General features: G+C 35.2%; 21 protein-coding genes and 1 pseudogene. 5 read left to right on the plus strand and 17 right to left on the minus strand.

The window, feature by feature from the left end:
* Nucleotides 1-191: 191 nt before the first annotated feature.
* Nucleotides 192-569: a DUF1642 domain-containing protein gene (locus COE49_RS21460; protein WP_098946089.1), complete on the minus strand. Its 378-nt coding sequence runs from the start codon at nucleotides 567-569 to the stop codon at nucleotides 192-194.
* 942 nt (nucleotides 570-1,511) lie between these two features.
* Here COE49_RS21460 and COE49_RS21465 point away from each other — a divergent pair.
* Entirely contained in the window at nucleotides 1,512-1,847 is a 336-nt protein-coding gene (locus tag COE49_RS21465; RefSeq protein ID WP_098946090.1) for a septum formation initiator family protein, read from the plus strand.
* Between the two features lie 595 nt (nucleotides 1,848-2,442).
* Here the strand turns inward: COE49_RS21465 and COE49_RS21470 are convergent.
* The 10 genes from COE49_RS21470 to COE49_RS21515 all read right to left on the minus strand — a co-directional run bounded on the left by COE49_RS21470 (nucleotide 2,443) and on the right by COE49_RS21515 (nucleotide 7,646).
* Nucleotides 2,443-2,634, minus strand: coding sequence for a DUF3954 domain-containing protein (locus COE49_RS21470; protein WP_098253100.1), 192 nt, complete (start codon nucleotides 2,632-2,634; stop codon nucleotides 2,443-2,445).
* A 69-nt stretch (nucleotides 2,635-2,703) separates the two neighbouring features.
* Nucleotides 2,704-3,066 (minus strand): cell division protein SepF, encoded by a 363-nt coding sequence (locus tag COE49_RS21475; RefSeq protein ID WP_098946091.1) that lies wholly within the window; start codon nucleotides 3,064-3,066, stop codon nucleotides 2,704-2,706.
* The gene (locus tag COE49_RS21480; RefSeq protein ID WP_098946092.1) at nucleotides 3,041-3,229 is read right to left on the minus strand and encodes a hypothetical protein; all 189 of its coding nucleotides are present in this window, start codon (nucleotides 3,227-3,229) and stop codon (nucleotides 3,041-3,043) included. Before COE49_RS21480 ends, COE49_RS21475 begins: the two co-directional genes overlap by 26 nt.
* Before the next feature lie 2 nt (nucleotides 3,230-3,231).
* Nucleotides 3,232-4,554, minus strand: a complete 1,323-nt coding sequence (gene dnaB / locus COE49_RS21485) for a replicative DNA helicase (protein WP_098946093.1) — start codon at nucleotides 4,552-4,554, stop codon at nucleotides 3,232-3,234.
* The gene (locus COE49_RS21490) at nucleotides 4,551-5,501 is read right to left on the minus strand and encodes a DnaD domain-containing protein (protein ID WP_098946094.1); all 951 of its coding nucleotides are present in this window, start codon (nucleotides 5,499-5,501) and stop codon (nucleotides 4,551-4,553) included. The genes dnaB and COE49_RS21490 overlap by 4 nt, the downstream gene beginning before the upstream one ends.
* Before the next feature lie 277 nt (nucleotides 5,502-5,778).
* A complete protein-coding gene (locus tag COE49_RS21495) occupies nucleotides 5,779-6,063 on the minus strand; it encodes a hypothetical protein (protein WP_098253105.1) in 285 nt (94 codons plus the stop codon).
* Nucleotides 6,064-6,242: 179 nt separating this feature from the next.
* Complete coding sequence (locus tag COE49_RS21500; RefSeq protein WP_098253106.1) at nucleotides 6,243-6,464, minus strand: RNA polymerase subunit sigma; 222 nt, start codon at nucleotides 6,462-6,464, stop codon at nucleotides 6,243-6,245.
* A 14-nt stretch (nucleotides 6,465-6,478) separates the two neighbouring features.
* Entirely contained in the window at nucleotides 6,479-7,066 is a 588-nt protein-coding gene (locus tag COE49_RS21505; RefSeq protein WP_098946095.1) for a sporulation sigma factor-processing peptidase, read from the minus strand.
* A 90-nt stretch (nucleotides 7,067-7,156) separates the two neighbouring features.
* Nucleotides 7,157-7,405, minus strand: a complete 249-nt coding sequence (locus tag COE49_RS21510; protein WP_098946096.1) for a hypothetical protein — start codon at nucleotides 7,403-7,405, stop codon at nucleotides 7,157-7,159.
* Nucleotides 7,406-7,457: 52 nt separating this feature from the next.
* Nucleotides 7,458-7,646, minus strand: coding sequence for a helix-turn-helix transcriptional regulator (locus tag COE49_RS21515; protein WP_098448364.1), 189 nt, complete (start codon nucleotides 7,644-7,646; stop codon nucleotides 7,458-7,460).
* Nucleotides 7,647-7,800: 154 nt separating this feature from the next.
* Between COE49_RS21515 and COE49_RS21520 the strand changes: the two genes are divergently transcribed.
* The 4 genes from COE49_RS21520 to COE49_RS21535 all read left to right on the plus strand — a co-directional run bounded on the left by COE49_RS21520 (nucleotide 7,801) and on the right by COE49_RS21535 (nucleotide 11,346).
* Entirely contained in the window at nucleotides 7,801-8,235 is a 435-nt protein-coding gene (locus COE49_RS21520) for a helix-turn-helix domain-containing protein (protein WP_098448363.1), read from the plus strand.
* A 13-nt stretch (nucleotides 8,236-8,248) separates the two neighbouring features.
* Nucleotides 8,249-8,677: an ImmA/IrrE family metallo-endopeptidase gene (locus COE49_RS21525; RefSeq protein WP_098946097.1), complete on the plus strand. Its 429-nt coding sequence runs from the start codon at nucleotides 8,249-8,251 to the stop codon at nucleotides 8,675-8,677.
* Nucleotides 8,678-8,719: 42 nt separating this feature from the next.
* Entirely contained in the window at nucleotides 8,720-9,661 is a 942-nt protein-coding gene (locus COE49_RS21530) for a hypothetical protein (protein WP_098946098.1), read from the plus strand.
* 137 nt (nucleotides 9,662-9,798) lie between these two features.
* Complete coding sequence (locus tag COE49_RS21535; RefSeq protein WP_098946099.1) at nucleotides 9,799-11,346, plus strand: recombinase family protein; 1,548 nt, start codon at nucleotides 9,799-9,801, stop codon at nucleotides 11,344-11,346.
* 32 nt (nucleotides 11,347-11,378) lie between these two features.
* On the opposite strand, the pseudogene dpaB reads toward COE49_RS21535, so the two are convergent.
* From dpaB to pnp, 6 genes and pseudogenes are all read right to left on the minus strand, one after another.
* Nucleotides 11,379-11,804, minus strand: a pseudogene (gene dpaB, locus COE49_RS21540) (dipicolinate synthase subunit B); the annotation flags it as partial.
* Nucleotides 11,801-12,703 carry a dipicolinic acid synthetase subunit A gene (dpaA, locus tag COE49_RS21545; protein WP_088230108.1) on the minus strand — a complete coding sequence of 301 codons (903 nt, stop codon included), beginning with the start codon at nucleotides 12,701-12,703 and terminating at the stop codon, nucleotides 11,801-11,803. The gene dpaA and the pseudogene dpaB, both read right to left, overlap by 4 nt.
* Nucleotides 12,704-12,873: 170 nt before the next feature.
* Entirely contained in the window at nucleotides 12,874-13,125 is a 252-nt protein-coding gene (locus COE49_RS21550; protein WP_088230109.1) for a YlmC/YmxH family sporulation protein, read from the minus strand.
* Between the two features lie 130 nt (nucleotides 13,126-13,255).
* Nucleotides 13,256-14,497 carry a M16 family metallopeptidase gene (locus COE49_RS21555; protein ID WP_088230110.1) on the minus strand — a complete coding sequence of 414 codons (1,242 nt, stop codon included), beginning with the start codon at nucleotides 14,495-14,497 and terminating at the stop codon, nucleotides 13,256-13,258.
* A gap of 86 nt (nucleotides 14,498-14,583) precedes the next feature.
* A complete protein-coding gene (locus tag COE49_RS21560; RefSeq protein ID WP_098253115.1) occupies nucleotides 14,584-15,483 on the minus strand; it encodes a polysaccharide deacetylase family protein in 900 nt (299 codons plus the stop codon).
* A gap of 151 nt (nucleotides 15,484-15,634) precedes the next feature.
* Entirely contained in the window at nucleotides 15,635-17,773 is a 2,139-nt protein-coding gene (gene pnp / locus COE49_RS21565; protein ID WP_088230112.1) for a polyribonucleotide nucleotidyltransferase, read from the minus strand.
* Nucleotides 17,774-17,924: the final 151 nt, after the last annotated feature.

The following is a 17,924-nucleotide window of genomic DNA, read 5'->3' on the forward strand; positions in this document are numbered from 1 at the left end:
TTTTAACATATAAACCAATGTATTTTTACATATATTCTACTATCTTTTTCAAGTTTAAAAACCTATTATTTTCGTAATCTTATATACTACATATTCATGTCTACTAGCCACCTCATATGTCATACTACAACTAAACACTTTTATTTTCCAAGTATAACTTTTAATGGTTATAGTTCCTTTTTACAAGAGGATTATTTTGTTGAGTTCTGATCATTGATTCCAATTATTTTAATACCTAAGATATCAAGTGCTTCTTGTATTCCTACATAATGTCCTATGTGCCATGAAGTATCTACACCTTCATCTTTTTTTGATGACTTGGCTATTTCTCTACTCCATTCATAACGTTCTAAAAGCTTGTCTTCTTGAATCTCATATCCAAATTCGATGGCAGATGCTAATTTAACGAGATTACCTTCACCTTTTAACCATTCATAAGTTGAATTGTTATTAATGTCACACATTTCAAGCATCATGTATGCTGGCCCTTCTTGATAATACATTTTTGCCTTTTTAATTAATTCATCAGCTACTGCTTGTGGAATCTTAACCTTTTTGTTTTCTTTCATTTCCCTCTACCTCCCTGAATAAAACTCAATATCCCGTCAATACTGTAGATACAGTTTCTGATTTCCCTTCATACCCGAGGGCTTAGCAGCTAGCTTTTATTAGCTGCTCTTTTTATGTCTTAAGTGAATAAAATTCTAAACATTGTCTAACACTGTAGATAAGGCTTTAAAAAGTCGATTTCTCCTACTCTAGCTTTCTTGGTCAAGAGCCGAGCAGTTAGCTTTTGCTAGCTGCTCTTTTTTGTATGTTCTGATTTCCATTGCATATAATGCTTACATACCAGCTAAAAAGGCATTCTACTCCCTAGCCCATGAACAGGTGAAACTTCTTTTCCTTTTTATTCCACTACACTTTTGGTTTTATTTCTTACCCCTTAAACATACCTTAATATCGAAAGATGTTTAGCTCATAGAGTTACCTCCTTCTTGAAGGGCACTGGTGTATAGTGCTCTTTTTTTACTGTACGACTTCTCTTTATTCAAATGACTCACATTATTAAAGAAATCACATACGATATCACGTACTCTTTTACATTAAGAGTTTTGGTCCTAAGAGCAATTATTTAAGTGTTCTTTTTAAATTTAAGTTCCACTTCAATATGTTCACCATTGTGTAAAATGAACATATATTAACCTGACAAGACATAGTTTTTAATATAGTGGTGCACAAAAAACTTTGTGCACTATTTTTCTTCTACATAACTAAGTTATCAAATAGCGTTTTTGTTACTTTTTCGTAACTACTATAAGTATATATACATGTTACAATTTGTAAGGTTTTGCAGATGACCCCTTGCAAATCAATGTTTTTTGCCCTTATTGTCCCCTTCAATAAGGGTAGTTTTTAATTAAAATAGGGGATTTATTTTAAATTTACAAACCACACATTTACAAAATTGAGTTCAAATTTAAAATTCTATAATTAGTAATGGAGGCATTAACATGAGCAATACCCCAGAATTATCACAACAATTAATCCCCCAAAAACAACAAACAAATAAAAAACTAAGACGGCGTCTTTTATTGGCTTTAACTTTTATATTGTCTATAACTTTGTCTGCTCAACATTCCATTTACCAACAAGAAAAATTAATAAAAGCAAAACAAGCCCTAATAGATCAAGAAAAACAAAAATTATTTGCTCTAGAAAAGATTGGAGAATCTCTCGAGAAAGATATTAAAACTTTAACAGCAAACGAAGATGGCATTTTAAAATTCGCAAGAAAACTGTATAAGTTCTCCAAGCCTGGTGAAACTATATTTCCAATACCTAATTAACTTATAAATATCTAAGCGATTATCATTAATTAAAGTGCGCTTTTATGATAATCGCTTTTTTATCACAAATCATCAAATAACTATTTTGTTTAAATTCACCTTAATTCATATCGAGTTTTCTTAACATTCTAATTAATAACTGTATAATATAATTAAATTATTTGTATGAGAGGTGATTATTATGAACTGGAAACAAAAATACAATCCAAAATATCTCTTTTACCGCATGTATAGTTATATTTATAAAGTCCTTGATGATATATCATGGTCCTTAAAATAATTTAGATTGTTATGAGTGCACATTTTCTGTGTGCTCTTTTCACATTTCTATAAAATAACGCTTTGATATAAAATTCGTACACATTTTTGACACATCGAACACCGCGATTACTTGAAAATTCGTGATAATATTAATTCGTCGAATACGCCAAATTCCGACACAGTACGACATTGTCCTCTTCCCTCCGAAATCCCTGTCCCCGCGGGGATTTCTCCTTTTATTCATTAATTAATTGTTCACTGAGTCTTCATCCTGAACAAAATTCAAAGTTTATTATCCCCCAATTTCCAACTTGTTTAAAAAATAAAAGCTAGGCTAAATCAACTCTGATTCTCGTTTTTCAATACGAATTACTTTTTTATTCTTGTATATCAAGGACTGCTCACCATGACCACTTATCGGCGGCTCTATTTGACGAACTTGTCCATCTTTCACAATATAAACCATATTTTCAGTTAAAGAAATTTCCGCCCTCATTTCTGCAATATCTTCTTTAATAATCGCCACATTCACCACTCCCATGATATAATTACTTTGTCGAAAGTAGTCGGGAGTATTCTCGGCTTTTTTATTTACTTATAAATACTGCACAACATTCTCCGGAACAAATGATTGTTCCAAGGATAGATGAAGCCGTATTGGAATCGGCTCTTTGCTATCCCTTGCTCGCTTACATATCTCTTCAGCTTCTTCCCAATCAAACTGTTTATCCTCCACTCGCTTATAACGCCAAATCCCAATTGTATAATCCTCAAATAATTCATAACGATCATCTGGAGCTGTCGTTGGTTTTAATTCGTCAATCGCCTTTGCTCTGCGTGGTATTTGTACAACAACGTCAGCAAAACGTAGTTTAGAATTTAACCGGTGAACATGAGCCTTCTTAGGATCAAATGACACAACTGGTTCAACATCAAAGATTGTTAGCTGTTTTGTCATCGCTTGTTCCCTCCAACACCTGCAAACTTGCTATTAAAATCCCTTCAAGCTGCGTTAACGTTAGTTGATCTAATGTTTGTCTGTTAATTTCAGCTAATCCTAATCCCGATAATTTACGAATAATTGCTAATTTTCTACGTTCTACTTCTTGCCGTAATAACATGATTAAGCCTCCTGTTGATGATTGAACTTACGCTCTAAATTTACAAACTTACTAAATTCTTTAATGAATGCTAGTTCAACAACACCAACTGGGCCATTTCTCTGTTTCGCTAAAATGATTTCTGTTATGTTTTTATTCTCTGTTTCACGGTCGTAATAATCTTCACGATATAAAAATGCAATCAAGTCCGCATCTTGCTCAATTTGCCCATTCTCACGTAAATCTGATAGCAACGGTCTCTTATCTTGTCTACTCTCCACAGCACGGCTTAACTGCGATAAGGCAACTACACATACATTTAATTCTCTTGCCATCAATTTTAACTTACGACTAATCTCACCGATTTCTTGCATGCGGTTCCCTCTATGTTTTGGATCGCCCACAATAAGCTGCAAATAATCAATGGCAATTAAAACTTTCTTATCGGGGTACTTACGCTTTAGTTTCCTAGTCTTTGCGTAAATCTCTTGCATTGTTACATTTGCTTTATCGTAAATTTCTAGTGGCAAATCATTAATTAGCCCCATTGCCTGACTAATTTTTTCCCAATCCTTTAAATTACATAGCTTTTTAGGATTCTTTAATTTCGTAGCATCGATATTTCCAGTGCTTGAGATCATCCGCTTAAGTAACTGTTCTTCCCCCATTTCTAACGAAAAGACTCCTGTTGCTGTATGAGCACTTGCCGCATGAAAAGCGACGTTTAATACAAATGCTGTTTTCCCCATTGAAGGACGGGCACCGACAATGATTAAATCGCCTTCTTGTAGCCCTGCTGTCATTCTGTTCAAGTCGTCATAGCCAGTTGGAATACCGGTTAAATCCCCTACATCAACTTGCATTTTCTTATACAAATCAACAAGTGTGTCTTTCAAGTTGAATTCATCTGAATAACCTGTTTCTTCAATGGCACTTAATTCATCTATCGATGTACTAATAGCACTCATATCCCTATCTTGCTGAAGGCGGTTATATAAGTTACCAGCAACCTCTTGAGCATGTCTCATCTTCCAAGCTTCAATCACTAAACCTTCATGATACGAGAAGTTTTTAGTTGTCGTAACAACCTCTGTCAAGTTCACAAAGAATTCAATTCCGCCAATTTGATGCATAAAACTTTCATCGAATTTCCCAATGAGAGCCACAAGATCTACTGGCACTTCAGCATCCTCTAGCTCTCTCATTGCTTTAAAAATCACTTGATGCGTCGGTAAAGAAAACTGTTTTACCTTCAGCTGGCAATCTTTAATTAAATCGCCTTCTTGAATAATGCTACCTAAAACGCTTTGTTCAGCTTCTACGTTACGAATCATATCGTTACTCATTGAACCATCCACCCACTCTGTTTAGTAAGTGCTGCGAGTTCTTCATCCGTTGGAATGTTCTGTTCCCATGATTGTTGCTGCTGTATTACGTTCTTAGTAGATTCTGATAAGCCTTTTTGTTGATAGGGTGCTTGATTTTGCTGCTGTCCCTTTGCTAATCGTTGATCACGAAATGCTTTATCAGCTGCTTCAACGTCTGTTACTGTTTTCAATCCTTTAAGATGCCAATCTCGTAAAATTGTATTTACGTAAGACATGTTTCTTGTATTTTTCTCTAAAGCGATTTCCATAGCTTTTACAACTAACTCTGCATTTAAATCATCTATCCAAGCATGAATACCATCCGCGATAAAAGGTGTAATAAATCCAAAATTCTGCTCGTAAAAAGAAATTGGATTAACCTCAACAACTTCTTCCGCGCCTGCGCGTTCTTCTTGTTGTTGTTCTTTTTCTTGTTCTTTTTCTTTTTCTTCTTCCTTGCTAGGGGCTTCGAAGCCCCTTATAAGTCCCTCCAAACGTGCTGATAAATACTCCTTAATTCTTGGAATCTTAAAGTCTTGTTGCACTTCTAATTCCAAGCAAGTTTCGTAGAAATCAAGTAAAAAATCCTGATCCTTCACAGATTGAATTTCTTTTAATACACACTTTTCAATGTTCACATTTTTAATCGGATTGAATTTTAACCAGTTGATTAAGAACAACTCTTTTGTTTTTTGGTTGTAATTAATTTTTCCGTACTCAGCAAAACGTTCTAATAGCTTCATAACAGTTTCGCGGTTGTAACCTGTATCAGTTTCAATAATACGAAGTGGAAGCTCATAGATTCCTGATTGAGACGTCTTACTGTTTGTCATCAAATATAAGTAGAAATACTTTTCCTCCGGTGTAAGATCTAAAACAAATGAATCTTGCCAAAATGAAACATGTACTGGTCTATAAACTGCCATATTATTCATCCTCCCGTTTACATATCGCAAATCCGTCCTCTACACGTAATAAGCGATAATTCTTGTATCCTGTTTTGAGATATTGATTTACTAAGTAAATTAGGTGTTGCCCTGATGTTGCCTGCTGAAATACCTTAGGGTTCAGCAACACTCTATGTAACGATTTATCTAAAAGCATGCAACACACCTCATTGTTATACGAATGCTAATTTGATATAATTAATCTAAGATTTTTTTCAAAACCATTTATCTATCACTCTGCCAAGTGATAGATTTTTTATTTTCTACGTGTTACTAATGAGGCATTAACTCCTCTTGCTCTTAAATCTTTAATCACTACACGATAACTCATCGATGCCTCATGTTCTTCTTTGGTATCCCGAAGCATTTTAAATTCTTTCATACATCGTTTCAGTTCTTCTTCCCAGTAATTTGATTCTTCAGCTGAATTTGCAGTAAACATGTTTTGAATACATGCAACCATGCAGTTATGAAGTTTATTTGCAAATGAAAAATCTCCTGGAAGAACTAGATCATGAAGAGAATCGTTTTTATATGTCATGAATTACGCCTCTTTTCTATTTGAATTGATGCTGTACGCATCGTTACAACCAGAAAGGTTTATTGTAGGGGGATAGGAGGAACAATCCCTTTCTGGTCATAACGACAAGCACAGTGCTTGTCCAAACGATTTATAAAATGTTATAATTGCTTTACGATATTTTTCTGAGCTACTGTTGTCTAGGCGGTAGCTTTTTCTTTTGCCCATTTATGTTTTAAAGTGAATGATGCTTCAATAATTTTGATTCGAATTCCCACTAACTTCTTCTCTTGCTTTAACTCACTGAACTTCTCATCATCACCAAATGTTTTAGCTATTTTTATTTCACCAGTTAGCTTTGCATCATAACGAATTAGTTCCTTGTACTCTCCTAAGCTTGGATTCTTGTAATCTACTGTCATTTAGGTTTCCTCCCCTACAGAACTTTTGTTAAAGTCATTAAGCTATCTACCGATTGAACAATAACGTTTTCCGACATAGCTTTTTGTAACCAACTTCTTTGTATTTGCTCCATAATGCCAAAATGTGCTTGTTCCAAAGCTTGTACTACACATTGAGTTGCTTGAATTGTATCGAAGATTTCTTTTGCATGAACTGTGTATTCATGGTTCTTCTTTTCATCAAGCTTCCATGACCTTGTTGTAACTTGTAAGTTCATGATTTCCTTTGCTGCCGCAATCCCCTCTTCAGCCTGTTTAATGTAGTTCATCAATTGTAAATTCACATCTTGAGTTAAACGTGGATCTGTAGGTGGTAAACCAACACCATAAATATGTTTAATCGCTTGTTGATTCAACTTTGCACCTGTTGCATGACACCAATCCATCGCAAGTTCAAATTCTGGTTTAGAAAGTCCAGATTCAATACGAGTTAAGCGTTCATGTGTAATGCCAAGGTACTTAGATAGTCCTTTCTTCGTTTTCAGCTGAACATTATCACAACACTCTCTAGCATTCTGTAATAATTCCCCTATTGCTGAATTGCAGTATATGCTTGTTCCCATATCTGTTCGCCTCCATATTTAGTTTTCAAATGGTTACAATGAATTTAGTACATATGTAACTTGTCTATTTTTCATGTAAAAAGAGAGGAACTATTCCTCAATGTTTTCTTTCATTTGCATTTCTTTGATGATGGCCCAACCAGCCTTGTAATATGCTTGAAGGAGTTTATCAATATCCTTTTGCGCTTTTGGCTCAGGAGCCACAACATGGACTTTCGTTTTTCCAAATTCATAAGTCGCTGCATATTCTTCTTGTTGGCTCATGGTGTCACCTCTTGAAGTGCTTTCTATATTTGTATGCTGCTGATCTGCTGGTACTGCCATGTTAGTTGCTGTCATTTTCCCACCTGCTTTCGCACTCAAAAGTATAAGAAACTTGTACTTATATACGTCAAATTAAATCTTTCACATCACAATTGAGAATGTCGGATAACCTTATAGCTTTTTCAAGATTTGGGTTGCTATATCCATTTTCCCAATTACTAATTGTAGATTTGGTGACTTGCATTTGATCCGCTAATTCTTGTTGCGTTAATCCTACTTTGTTCCTAGCCCTAATCAACTTTATGTTTTTATTCATTGTCTCACCACCTGTATAAGTAACTTGTACTTTTATTATAAGTATAAGATTCTTGTACGTCAATGCATTTGTACAATTTTCTTGTACAAAGTTTAATATCAAATCCATATAAGGTACAATATTTTTGTACTTTTATTAATAGGAGGTGCTGAAAATGTTGACACAAAGACTAAAAGAAGCGCGTAAAATGCGTAAACTTACACAACAAGGATTAGCAGATAAAGTTAATGCAACTAAAGGCACCATTAGTAACTACGAAAATGGTCATAGTACTCCCTCAAATGAAATGTTAAAGGATTTGGCAAATATTTTAGGAGTAACAACAGATTATTTATTAGGAAGAGCCGATAATTTAGATTCGTCTGGTCCACTTCCTGAATTAACGAAAAAAGATACCCGTGACATCGCTCGCGATTTAGAAAAAACCTTAGAACAATTAGAAAACAGCGAAGATGCCTTAATGTTTGATGGAGAACCAATCGATGAACATACAAAAGAAATGATTCGTATTTCTCTTGAAAACTCAATGCGAATGGCAAAACAGCTAGCAAAACAAAAATTCACTCCAAACAAATATAAAAAAGATTGAATGGAGCAACAGAATGGATATTAAAGAATATGTACTAAAAATCACACACAAACATGGCACAACAAATCCATTTGAAATTGCTAAACGAAAAGATATTATCGTGTTGTATGAAGACCTAGGGAATACTCTTGGCTTTTACAACACTTATAAGCGCTTTAAATTTATTCATATTAATAATCAAATCGATGAAACTATCCAACGATTTGTTTGTGCACATGAATTAGGCCATGCTGTACTTCATCCGAAAGCAAACACTCCCTTCTTACGTAACCAAACATTCTTTTCAGTAGATCGTTTAGAAATTGAAGCAAATACATTTGCTGTGGAGTTGTTGCTTACCGATGAAATGGTTTCTGCTTATGAAGATACTTGTTTGTCTATTCAAGAAGTTGCGGAAATTCATGGAGTTCCGAGTGGATTTGCTCGTTTAAAAACTTATTAATTTGAAACTAAAATACACTTTTATACGTTAGGAGTTACATCTATGAAAATATTTTTCTCCCTTTTATTAGTACTAGCTACTTTAGTTACTACTGTTTTATTAATTACTTCTCTTGTACTTCTATTTAAAAAGAGTCCAAAAATGAAGAAGTTCTTAAAATTCACTGGAATCGCTTTTGTTTTATCTATAATTTCATTTGTAGGAGTTGATATGAATATGACTCCTGAAGAAAAGCAAGAAATTCAGGCTAAGCAAAAAGCTGATGCAAAGTTAAGAAATGAAGAAGCACAAAAAGCTAAAGAACAAAAAGATGCTGAAGAGAAGCTAAAAGCCGAAGAGAAACAAAAGGCCAAAGAGCAAAAAGATGCTGAAGAGAAGCTAAAAGCCGAAGAGAAACAAAAAGCCAAAGAACAAAAGGATGCTGAAGAGAAGCTAAAAGCCGAAGAGAAACAAAAGGCCAAAGAGCAAAAAGATGCTGAAGAGAAACAAAAAGCTGAAGAAAAGAAATTAGCTGAGGAACAAAAAAAGGCTGAAGAAAAACAAAAAGAATTCATCTCCTATGCCCAAAACATCAGAGGTGGAAATTTTATTAAGGATATGAAACTAAATAATAAAGAAGCTGAAATTACATTCCATGATTCGTTTGCATCTTATAAATCAGCAAAACCAGATAGCAACGTTACTGAAGAACAATATAAACAATATTTCTCAACTGGAGATGCTATTGAAAAAATGTTTGTAAGCGAACCAGCTAGATTACTAAGACAGTTTCCAGATTTAAATACGGTAAAAATGACTCTTCCGTTCGATGGGAAAACATACAACACTAGCTTGGATAGAAATTCTTTGAATACATATCTTGGATTTAAGATTGAAGATTTAAAGGTAGAGGATCAATCTTGGAATAAGAAATTTAACAATCCGTACGTGTCTGATAAGGCCCAGCGCAAAGCTTTATTCGAGAAATTTGTGACTGTTCAATAAAATATCATATTTGAAAGCCTTTATAGGCTTTTCTTTTTTAAGTAAAATAAGAACAAACGTTCTTTTAATTCGTAGAAAAACAGTGCTTCTATATTCATCATTAAAGCTTATAATAACTATTAAAAGGAGGATATGCTATGAAAACAGCAATCTATCTAAGAAAATCCCGTGCCGATCTCGAAGCCGAATCACGCGGCGAAGGTGAAACTTTAGCAAAGCACCGCTCTACCCTGCTGAAAATTGCCAAGGAAATGAACTTAAATGTTTTATCTGTCCGTGAGGAAATCGTTTCTGGTGAGAGCTTAGTGAAACGCCCTGAAATGTTGGCGCTACTTGAAGAAATTGAAGATAACAAATATGATGCTGTTCTTTGCATGGATATGGACCGTTTAGGTCGTGGTGGTATGAAAGAGCAAGGAATCATTTTAGAGACGTTTAAACGCTCGAATACGAAGATTATGACACCTAGGAAGACTTATGACCTTAATGATGAGTGGGACGAAGAATACAGTGAATTTGAAGCATTTATGGCACGTAAGGAGTTAAAGATTATTACACGCCGTATGCAACGCGGCCGTGTCGCAAGTGTAGAGGCTGGAAATTACCTTGGCACACATGCACCATTCGGATATGATATCCATCGTTTAAATAAGCGAGAGCGTACTTTAACGATCAATTCAGAAGAAGCTTCTGTTGTAAGAATGATATTTGATTGGTATGCAAATGAGGATATGGGTGCTAACGCAATCAGAAGCAAGTTAAATGATCTTGGCTACAAAAGTAAGTTAGGAAACGAATGGAACCCCTACAGTATCTTAGATATATTAAAAAACAATGTATACATCGGAAAAGTAACGTGGCAAAAACGAAAAGAAGTGAAACGTCCTGATGCTGTAAAGCGTAGTTGTGCAAGGCAAGATAAATCAGATTGGATTATTGCTGATGGAAAACATGAACCAATTATCTCAGAAAGTCTGTTTGAACAGGTACAAGATAAATTAAATTCAAGGTATCATGTTCCTTACAATACAAATGGAATTAAAAATCCACTTGCTGGTATTATTAAATGCGGTAAATGTGGTTACAGTATGGTCCAACGTTATCCGAAAAATAGAAAAGAAGCTATGGATTGTAAACACCGTGGCTGCGAAAACAAATCAAGCTATACTGAGTTAATTGAAAAACGATTACTCGAGGCTTTAAAAGAATGGTATGTCAATTATAAAGCTGATTTTGAAAAACATAAGCAAGATGACAAATTAAAAGAAACGCAAGTTATTCAAATGAATGAAGTTGCATTACGAAAGCTTGAAAAAGAATTAGTGGATGTCCAAAAACAAAAAAACAATTCACATGATTTATTAGAACGTGGCGTTTACACTGTCGATATGTTTTTAGAACGTTCGAATGTAATTTCCGATCGTATTAATGAAATTACTTCAACAATGGAAAAACTACAGAAAGAAATAAAAACAGAAATTAAAAAAGAAAAAGTGAAGAAAGATACAATTCCTCAAGTGGAGCATGTTCTTGATCTGTACTTCAAAACAGATGATCCGAAAAAGAAAAACAGCCTCCTAAAGTCAGTTTTAGAAAAGGCTGTTTATAAGAAGGAAAAGTGGCAAAGGCTCGATGATTTCGAACTTGTGCTTTACCCTAAGCTCCCTCAAGATGGCGACATATAAGCGTTCGCGCTTTGTCGTCACCTTGTTGGTGTAATTAGATTTACCCCATTTAACCCTAAAGCATCATTCGTCGAAACCGCCAATACGACAGGCTTGCCATTTCTAAGTGTCGCTTTCGCTGCCATTAGTACAGGAGAATCTGTCATTGCGTTCGCAAATTTACTCATAGAATTCCCTGTTAAAGGAGCGATTACCATGCAGTCTAACGGAATTTTAGGCCCAAGTGGTTCCGCTCCAACGATTGAATTAATCGCTTTAAAACCTGTTACTTCTTCAATCTTTTTAATCCACTCTGTCCCTTCTCCAAATCTCGTATTTGTTGATTGAACAGTGTAAGAAACAACGGGACGTACTTCTGCTCCCTCAGCAATTAATTTTTCTAAGTGTGGCATAACTTCCTCGTACGTACAATGTGAACCTGTAAACCCGAAACCAATTCGTTTCCCCTTCAAATTCATTTCTTTTCCTCCCCCTTTGCGATTGCGTCTGCTGTTAATAACTGAGAAAGAACGTTTGCTAAAATTTGTCCTGCCGTTTTCGGAGCAACAATGCCCGGTAATCCAGGTGCTAACAGCGCTTTAACCCCTCTTTTTTCCGCATATCTAAAATCGGTACCGCCTGGTTTAGAAGCTAAATCAATTACTAACGTATGAGCTGGCATTTTTGAAATAACATTCGCTGTTACAACGAGATGCGGAATTGTGTTAATCACAATATCGATATTTCCTACTTCTTTCTCAATATCTTGCATATGGAAAGGAGAAAACATCATTTCTGTAATACGTGCAATATGTTCAGATCGTCTTGCTCCAACTTTGACGTGGGCTCCTAATGATTGAAATGCTCTGGCAACACTCATCCCTGTTCTACCAAATCCTAAAACCATTACATTGGACCCATGAATTGTATAGTCGGTATGTTGAATTACCATCATTAATGTACCTTCTACAGTCGGAATAGAATTGTAGATTGCCACATCATCACGATCAAATAATTTAACAAGTTTCCGATTCGTAGTAGATACGAGATTTTCCAAGTAAGGCGTACCAATACCTGAATATATAGTAAAGTGCTCTGGTGTATTTTCAATTTGTTCTTTCGTTATAGAAACTTTTTCATTTGAAAAAATAGTATCTACTTCTCCCTTGGCATTTGTACCTGCAACTGGCAAAATAATTGCATCTACAGAAGTGAAATCTAAATTTTGTATACTTTCTTTTGCTGCCCCTGTGAAACCATGATCTAACTGATCAAACCCTATCAATGAAAGTTTTGCATCCAATTCGACTAGCTTGCGAATTACTTCTAGCTGTCTTGCATCTCCTCCTATGATAGCAATATGCATCTCAGTCAACATTCCCTAATTCACCTTCTTTTTCTGTCATTTATAAGAAAAGTGCCTACTTTTTCTTTTTCCTCCACATCATATGTAATGTACGAGTTTTAGGTGATTGAAAAACGAAAAGCACATATGATTTATCAGCTTTATATGTAGATATAAAAAAAGACGACCAAAATGGTCATCTTTCATTTTAAATTTGAATGATCTATACTATCACAAAGAATCATATCGTGTCCCACTTTCTTAATTTGCCTCCACGCTACCCTTATTTCTTGTGGTTCTTTTTTAAAACCTCCCCATTTCCCAGCAGGTATGATAAGCGTTTGTATTTGTCCATCTCTCTCATTAATCTCTAAATCCACATAACCTAAAAACCCCATTTTTTCTGCTCTTTCTAAATCCACAATCTCTTTACCACTTAATTCACTTAATCGCATATACTCTCCTCCTATTTAATTTTTAATGTTAGCTATCTATATGTAGTACCTATTCTGTATGGCTAAAAAAAATAACCGTATCTCTTTTAAAAGAAATACGGTTATTTTCGAATACATCATAAAAAAACAATTATAGTTTAATTCCTTTTGGAAGTTTTCCATCTGGACTAATAAGTGCCGCAGAGAACTCATCTGTAAACATGTTACGAATTAATCCATCTACATTTTCTTTTGTCACAGTGTTAACACTTTCAATAATCTCATCAAGTGAACGATGCTTACGAAGAAGCAATTCATTTTTACCATTACGGCTCATACGACTATTCGTACTTTCTAAACTTAACATTAAGTTTCCTTTTAATTGCTCTTTACTATTAATAAGCTCTTTTTCTGTAATACCTGTATTTTTCAATGTCTCTAACGTTTCTTGCATTGTTTCATACAGTGTATCTAGTTGTTGGCTTCCTGTTCCACCGTACAGTGTTAACATGCCTGTATCTTCATAAGAAGAGTGGTAAGAAAATACCGAGTAGGCTAATCCGCGTTGCTCACGTACTTCTTGGAATAAACGACTACTCATACTGCCGCCTAAAATATTATTTAATACAATTAAGTTATAAATATCTTCGTGTCCCATTTGCAAGCCTTTATATCCTAAACATAAATGAGCTTGTTCTGTTTCCTTTTTACGTGCTACCTTATTAAAATGGAAAATTGGGCTATGTACTTGTTCGCGGTTTGTCGTTCCTTCATAACTACCGAAATATTGCTCTACCGTTTGTAAAAATGCTTCATCAATATTTCCTGCAATTGATACAACTACATTTTCAGGTGTGTAATGATCTTTTATATATTGACGTAACGTATCACCTGTAAACGTATCAAGCGTTTCTTCTGTTCCTAAAATAGGATATCCAAGCGGATGCGTTTCATATGTTGCTTTCGTCAACATATCATGCACGATATCATCTGGAGCATCTTCGTACATTTTAATTTCTTCACATACGACATTCTTCTCTTTTTTCAGTTCTTCCTCATCAAATGTTGAATTAAAGAACATATCTGCTAAAACATCTAAAGCATATTTGGCATGCTCATCTAGCACCTTTGCATAGTAACATGTATATTCTTTTGAAGTAAAAGCATTTACTTGCCCACCAATGCTATCAAATGATTCTGCAATTTCTCGTGCGCTACGTGTTTCTGTTCCTTTAAAGAACATGTGCTCTAAAAAGTGGGAAATCCCGTTATTTTTTTCATTTTCATTTCTTGATCCTGCATGGATCCAAATACCAATCGCAACCGATCTTACGGTTGGTATATTCTCCATAACTATTCTTACACCATTTTTACAAGTATATTTTTTAATCAAAAACTTTCCTCCTACTGCCAGTTTCTCTAAATAAATGCTATTATTTAATGATAACAAGTTTAAGGATGAATGTCATGCAAATGTATTTAATCTACACGTTTTTCATCCAGTAATTCTGTTATATTCCCTACTTTATATCCTTGTTCCTTCAATTTTGTAATCATTGTATCTAATGCGTCTGCTGTAGACGAGGTAGGATGCATTAATACAATAGCACCTGGATGTATTTTTCGCATCACTCTCTGCAATAATACGTCTGGTTCTGGTCGTTTCCAATCGATTGTATCCACTGTCCACATAATCGTGCCCATTTGAAAATCATCTGCAATTTTCACGACTTCATCTCGAAAACTGCCACTTGGCGGGGCAAACCATCTCACTTTTTGATTCGTAGCAGCCTCTATCATTCGATTTGTTTTTTGTAACTGATCTCGTATTTCATCAGACGATAGCGTTTTCATATTAGGATGCGTGTAAGAATGATTTCCGACTTCTTGATTTGCATCAACAATCATTTTTGCAAACCGTAAATTTTCTTTCACCCAACGTCCTTCCAAAAAGAAGGTCGCCTTCACATCATGTTTTTTCAAAATCTCTAATATACGAGGCAAATACTCATTTCCCCATGCAACATTTATTGTTAATCCCACCATCTTTTTGTTTGGATGTCCCCTATAAATTGGGGCCGGTGATAAATCTTCTAAATGGACACTTGGTGATACTTCCTTGAATTCAAGATGTTTTTGATCAAATTTCTTTAGCTTTTTCATATTATTATACGATGCTTCCATATCCACTTGTCTGCCATTATACCCCGGTGTCGCCTTCCATATTTTATCAATCATCGCATTTTGAGGTGCAATCTCATATTGTTTTGCATGTTTTTGAATTTCATCATATAAATTATCCTGTGCAAAAACGGAATAAGAGCCTACACTGACATATAAAAAACATATACATATGTATGCCAATATACGAGTTTTCATATAAACCCTCCCATTAACTATATAAAAACATTTTTCTTCTTATCTTTGTTAATTTGAGCGTTATAATGAAAACTATACCTATGCTGACATAAAAATATATGTAAATCATATTTTTTACATAACAAAAAAAGCCAGTTAAACTGGCTTTTACTTATTGCTGCTCTTGTTTGTTTTCTTCTTTAGCAGCTTCTTTTTCTTGCTCTTCTTTTAGCAATACTTTTCTAGATAAATTCACGCGGCCCTGCTTGTCAATCTCGATAACTTTAACTGTAATTACGTCACCGATTTTCACAACGTCCTCTACTTTTCCTACACGCTCAAGTGCAAGTTCAGAAATGTGAACTAATCCATCTTTACCGCTGAATAATTCAACGAAAGCACCGAATTTCTCAACACGCTTCACTTTTCCTTCGTAGATTTCACCTACTTGTACTTCGCGAACGATATCTTCGATAATTTTCTTAGCTTTGTCATTCATTTCTTGATTTATTGAAGAAATGAATACTGTACCATCTTGCTCTATGTCAATTTTAACGCCAGTTTCTTCAATAATTTTATTGATTTGTTTACCGCTCGGTCCGATAACGTCACGGATTTTATCTGGGTTAATTGTCATTGTAATAATCTTTGGAGCGTACGCTGATAATTCAGTACGTGGCTCTGCAATAACAGATAACATATGATTTAGAATGTGCACACGACCAACTTTCGCTTGTTGTAATGCCTCTTCTAAAATTTCACGAGATAGACCATCGATTTTAATGTCCATTTGCAGTGCAGTTACACCTTGCGCTGTACCTGCTACTTTAAAGTCCATATCACCTAAATGATCTTCCATACCTTGAATATCAGATAAAATTGTGTAATGCTCACCAGATTTAACTAGACCCATTGCAATACCTGCAACTGGAGCTTTAAGTGGAACACCAGCATCCATCATTGCTAAAGTACTACCACAAATACTTGCTTGTGAAGTAGAACCATTTGATTCTAAAACTTCTGATACAAGACGTACTGTGTATGGGAAATCTTTTTCAGATGGAATTACAGGCTCAAGCGCACGTTCTCCTAGTGCACCGTGACCAATTTCACGACGACCTGGTCCACGCATCGGTCTTGTTTCACCAACACTAAATGATGGGAAATTGTAATGGTGCATAAAGCGTTTTGATTCTTCTACACCAAGACCATCTAAAATTTGCACATCACCTAATGCTCCTAATGTACAAATACTTAATGCTTGTGTTTGTCCACGTGTGAACAAACCAGAACCGTGTGTACGAGATAAAATGCCAACCTCTGATGCTAATGGACGGATTTCGTCACCTTTACGGCCATCTGGGCGGATTTTTTCAACTGTAATAAGACGACGTACTTCTTCTTTTACAATTTTATATAAAATCTCACTTACTTGTCCTAATGTATCAGCGTCAGCTTCCTGCGCTTCGTAATGCTCAATTACACGTTTTTTCACTTCGTTAATTGCATCTTCACGTGCATGTTTCTCATGTACTTGAATTGCAGAATGCATATCCTTCTCAGCCATTTCACGTATAGCTTGATTCAGATCAGCGTCAACTTCATAAAGTTTCACTTCTGATTTCTCTTTACCTACAGCTTGTACAATCTCTTCTTGGAATGCAATTAGACGTTTAATTTCTTCGTGACCAAACATAATTGCTTCTAACATTGTTTCTTCAGGCACTTGATCTGCTCCTGCTTCAACCATGTTAATTGCATCTTTCGTACCAGCTACAACAAGGTGAATATCACTTTGTTCTTGCTGTTCTACTGTTGGATTAATCACGAATTCGCCGTTAATACGACCAACTGTTGCGCCCGCGATTGGACCTTCAAATGGAATATCTGAAATCGATAACGCTAATGAAGAACCAAGCATAGCTGCCATTTCAGAAGAACAATCTTGATCAACACTCATTACGATGCTGACAACTTGTACTTCGTTACGGAAACCATCTGCGAAAAGTGGACGAATTGGACGGTCGATTAAACGACTTGCCAAAATTGCTTTTTCACTTGGACGACCTTCACGTTTAATGAAACCGCCAGGAATTTTTCCGACTGCATATAAACGCTCTTCATAGTTTACTGTAAGTGGGAAGAAATCTACATTTTTTGCTTCTTTTGATGCAGTTGCTGTAGATAGAACCGCTGTATCGCCATATCTTACTAATACTGCTCCGTTCGCTTGCTTTGCAAGCTGACTTGTTTCAACTGTTAGCTGACGACCAGCCCAATCTATCGAGAAGACTTGCTTTTCTTGACTCATTTAAGTACCCCTCTCAATTTAAAGTATTCAATTCTTCTATGTAAATGGATAGTATATCACAATATTCTACCTCTAGTATTACCGAAAATGAAGTAAGCTATAAAGAGTAGAAGATATATTTTTACCTAACAAAAAAGCGGGAATATTCCCG

The organism is Bacillus sp. AFS029637 (assembly GCF_002584985.1).
Classification (GTDB): Bacteria; Bacillota; Bacilli; order Bacillales; family Bacillaceae_G; genus Bacillus_A.